Source organism: Anaerophilus nitritigenes (assembly GCF_004138215.1).
GTDB lineage: Bacteria > Bacillota > Clostridia > Peptostreptococcales > Thermotaleaceae > Anaerophilus > Anaerophilus nitritogenes.
The window spans coordinates 1-3,971 of sequence record NZ_RYYS01000091.1; the positions used below are offsets into that span (position 1 = coordinate 1).

At 27.8% G+C, this 3,971-nt stretch carries 6 protein-coding genes; 4 read left to right on the forward strand and 2 right to left on the reverse strand.

Going from position 1 to position 3,971, the window contains the following annotated elements; translation table 11 throughout:
- The first annotated feature begins 299 nt into the window (after nt 1-299).
- The 4 genes from EK368_RS12930 to EK368_RS12945 all read left to right on the forward strand — a co-directional run bounded on the left by EK368_RS12930 (nt 300) and on the right by EK368_RS12945 (nt 1,796).
- Nucleotides 300-509, forward strand: coding sequence for a DUF4368 domain-containing protein (locus tag EK368_RS12930; protein ID WP_479722771.1), 210 nt, complete (start codon nt 300-302; stop codon nt 507-509).
- A gap of 27 nt (nt 510-536) precedes the next feature.
- Nucleotides 537-782 carry a helix-turn-helix transcriptional regulator gene (locus EK368_RS12935; protein ID WP_129600359.1) on the forward strand — a complete coding sequence of 82 codons (246 nt, stop codon included), beginning with the start codon at nt 537-539 and terminating at the stop codon, nt 780-782.
- Between the two features lie 150 nt (nt 783-932).
- On the forward strand, nt 933-1,475 hold the full coding sequence (locus tag EK368_RS12940; RefSeq protein ID WP_129600361.1) for a hypothetical protein: 543 nt from the start codon (nt 933-935) through the stop codon (nt 1,473-1,475).
- A 105-nt stretch (nt 1,476-1,580) separates the two neighbouring features.
- The gene (locus EK368_RS12945; RefSeq protein ID WP_129600362.1) at nt 1,581-1,796 is read left to right on the forward strand and encodes a hypothetical protein; all 216 of its coding nucleotides are present in this window, start codon (nt 1,581-1,583) and stop codon (nt 1,794-1,796) included.
- 370 nt (nt 1,797-2,166) lie between these two features.
- Here EK368_RS12945 and EK368_RS12950 read toward each other — a convergent pair whose 3' ends face one another.
- The gene (locus EK368_RS12950) at nt 2,167-2,916 is read right to left on the reverse strand and encodes a Fic family protein (RefSeq protein WP_129600364.1); all 750 of its coding nucleotides are present in this window, start codon (nt 2,914-2,916) and stop codon (nt 2,167-2,169) included.
- 206 nt (nt 2,917-3,122) lie between these two features.
- Nucleotides 3,123-3,698 (reverse strand): site-specific integrase, encoded by a 576-nt coding sequence (locus EK368_RS12955; protein ID WP_129600365.1) that lies wholly within the window; start codon nt 3,696-3,698, stop codon nt 3,123-3,125.
- Nucleotides 3,699-3,971: the final 273 nt, after the last annotated feature.

Sequence of the window (3,971 nt, forward strand, 5' to 3'; positions counted from 1 at the left end):
TAAAAGTAGAGCTATACCAGAGCGATTATCTTTTAGAAAAGAAGGAGTCCTCAAAGACGTAGAATGGCTTTATGACCATTATGTTGATCATATTGTCTATGGAGTTTTAGGAATGGATGCATACTTCTTTGGAATTTAAGAATTTAGAAATTTAGGAAGTCAAGAATTTAAAATTAAAGAATCAAGGTACCTGTCCCTTTGATTTTTCTTTGATTTTCTTTAGATTTTCTTTAAGAAGAAATTTACAACTACCACAAGAATAAAACAGATAGTGGAAAGTTCTTAAAGATGATAAAAAAATTACCGATTTTGAAACCTTAACTACTCCAATGTTAAATGAGTATATTGAAAAAGTAATAGTACACGAAGCAATAGGAAGTAAGCCAGGAAAAGATAGAAAACAACAGGTAGATGTGTATTTTAATTTCATTGGTAATATTGACTATAATGGTAAATTAAAATTAACTGAAAATTGTGTGACATTTGTAAATGGTTATGATAAACTCTAATTAACCAAAGAGAGGAGCATAAAAATATTGAAAAACAGGATTGAGGAATACAGAAAACCATTAGGCTTATCTCAACATAGATTAGGTAAAAAAGTAGGAGTATCAAGAATTAGTATAAATAAAATAGAAACAGAAAAAAACATACCAATCCTTAAACTGGCAAATGATATAGCAACTGTTTTAGGAGTATGTATATATCAAATTTTTGATTTAGATGGTGAAGAAACCTACAAATGCACTATTTGTAAAGAAAATAAAAAGAATTGTGGATAGTTAAGTTTGAAGACTTAATTAAATATATTAAAGAGAGGTCTAAATATGAATTATATGAATCCTCAAAGGTATAAAAATGGTGATTATTTGTAGACAAGTAGTTAATGGCAAAACAAAGTAAATATAACTTCCAAAATAGGGGGATGAATTATGAAAAAATTTTTAATATTACTATTAACATTAATACTTTCTTTGGGAATATCAACAACAGCGTTTGCTGAAGATTCTATGTATGTAAATGAAAGAGATGTAAAAATAGTTTCTGATGATGAATTGTTATGTGAGTCAGCAGAAACAGATGTTGAATTACGATTCGTCAATGATTTTCGTAATAGAAAAGTTAATGTATCCACATATAATGAGTGGTCTCCATTTAAAAGAGTATCAGACAACGTGGTAACTGGTTCTGAAGGTGGATCTATATCATCTACAAAAACAGCTACATTTGGTACGAGCGTAACAGGAAGTATTTCAGGCTTGGGAATTTCTACTAATTCATCTATTAGTAGTACGATAGGATATACATTAAATGTTGGGAAAAACAAAAGAGTTTATATGGGATATAGGGTTTATTATACAGTGGAAAAAGGAACAAATGAATATTATGATATTGTAACTGGAAAAGTTATAAGATCTAATAAATATATTGTGAAAGTTCCACTGTACGGTGAATATAAACTTATAAATTATTGATAATTAGAAAAGGATTAGAGTAGATATTATTATCTATTCTAATCCTAGATTATTGTGATTTTTGAAATTTTAGACTTTGTTTGAAGAAAGGGAAATATGATAATTATGAAAAATAAATCAGGAATAATAGGATATATTATTATTAAGATAATTATTGTTCTTTTGTTACTATACTTTTTTAAAAATCCTGAAATATTTGCTACTTCAGGGTATGACTTAGCTATACAAGGAATTGTTGTATGTAGGGGAATGTCATTGATTACAGCAATATACGTATTATCTGGATTATTGGATACGCTTATAAATAATAGTAAGGGATAATTGAGTATACCTCAATCTTTTGTCAGTCTTGTATTAGGTAGTTCTTCGAGCAAATATTTTAAATAATAAAAATAATTTAATCCGTTCATTTATCTAGGATATGGTTATTAACTAAGCTGGACACTAGGGATAGTATACTAATTTTAATATTATATGGTAATCATTTCTATAGCTATCTACATTTTAACTATTCCTCAAATATATTAATTTTTAAATAAAAGCTTCCAAAGAATTTAAGAAGTCAAGAATTTAAAATCAAAGAATTAAGGTACCAATCCCTTTGATTTCCTCATTTCTAATGTAAAAGACAGTAAACCAAATGAGTAATATAATACATATTATGATCTTTATACAAAGAAACAACTCTTTTTTAAGAGTTGTTTCTTTGTATAAGCTTTAAATAAATATCCAAGCTACGTTCTACTTCTTGTGCAACCAATTGTACAAAATCAGTATACTCATTGGTTGTATGTGCTTTATCTAGTGAAGTATAATAATCAATCCTTTTTTCATTTCGAATGATTGTTGGAGGATATCCATTTTTCATCAGTTCCAAATTCAATAAAAGTCTAGCCGTTCTACCGTTTCCATCTACAAAAGGATGAATCCCTACAAAAACCCCATGTAAATAGGCTGCCCTTTCTATTGGATGAAGTTTTTGAGCATCTGTTTCATACCAATTGATTAGCTTATTCATCTTTTTGGGAACAGTTAAAAAATTTGGAGGGATATGTACTGCACCACTTATAATGACATCTTGATTTCTATATGTACCAGCATATTTATCAGATATTCTTTTTAAAACCAATCTATGTATATTTTTAATCTGCCATTCCGTTAAAGCTTCTTTGTTTTGTACAATTTCTTCAACATACAAAATAGCTTCCTTGTGGTTTATAACTTCTAAATGTTCTCTTAAAGTTTTTCCCCCTACTGTAATTCCTTCTAGGACAACTTTTGTCTCCATTAGGGTAAGGGTATTCCCTTCTATAGCATTTGAATTGTATGTCCATTCTAATAGTAAATTTTCTCTAATGCTCTTTACTGTATATTCAGGAAATGGTCTATTATTATCTAGTAGATTCTTTTTTTCTTCTATTCTTTTCAAAAATTCATTCATAGGATTGTCACCGCCTTAAATTTTTACAATCACTTTTATTATCTCTTGGTATGCTCTTACTTATTAGGTACTATATATAATTATTTCATATGATTTCTACAAACATTTCTTCAATTCTTTTATCTTTTGCTAAAAATACGTTCATAAAAATAATCATAGGGTAGGTAGCTAGGACCCACTACAAACTCAATTAACCATTTTTATACTTACTCAATATTTAACTGGTCATAAAGCTCATTTACATCATCTTGCTGAATCCCCAAATATCTTTTAGTGATTGCTAAATTACTATGATTTAAAGTTTCCATTATAATAGCTGGATTAAAGCCTGTTTTCCATGCATGATACCCCCAAGTCTTTCGTAAGGAATGAGTACCTATATTCTCTCTCACTCCAACTGAATTTGAAGCATCTTTTAATATATTAAGAGCTTGTTGTCTTGTGATAGGTTTATTTTCCCCTTCTCTGCTTTTAAATATAAAATTCTCCATATGGATATACTCCATGCTTTCTGATAATTCTTTTAAAGCTTTTCTAGCTGATTTATTTAATTTTATTTTTCTATATTTATTAGTTTTGCCCTCATATATTTCAACATCTTTGAATGTCTTTTTATTTTCCTTAAATACATCTTTCCATTTCAAGCTCAAAAGATCAGTTATTCTTAAAGCTACATTGATTCCAACAATAAACATTGCATAAGATCTTATGTCCTTTCCTCTAAGGTAAATTTTTACATCTTGAATTTTGGATTTGTCTCTAATAGGTTCTACATTATTCATAAATTCTCTCCTTTTGAGCAATTTGTTATAATAGTATTATACGACTATTTTTGACAAACTCAAATAAAAAAATTTTTAAATTTTTTTCAACAATTGATCAAAAGCTAGTTCTATCAATACTTACAATGCATTTTATCAGTTTGTCAAAATCTATATTAAGACAAACTGATAAAATGCCCAAAAAAAAGAAATATATGGAATTTTACTTTTAAAGGTTCTATAATAAATGTTGGGGTGAATAACTCCAACATTTAATTTTTTGCAAAAAAATAA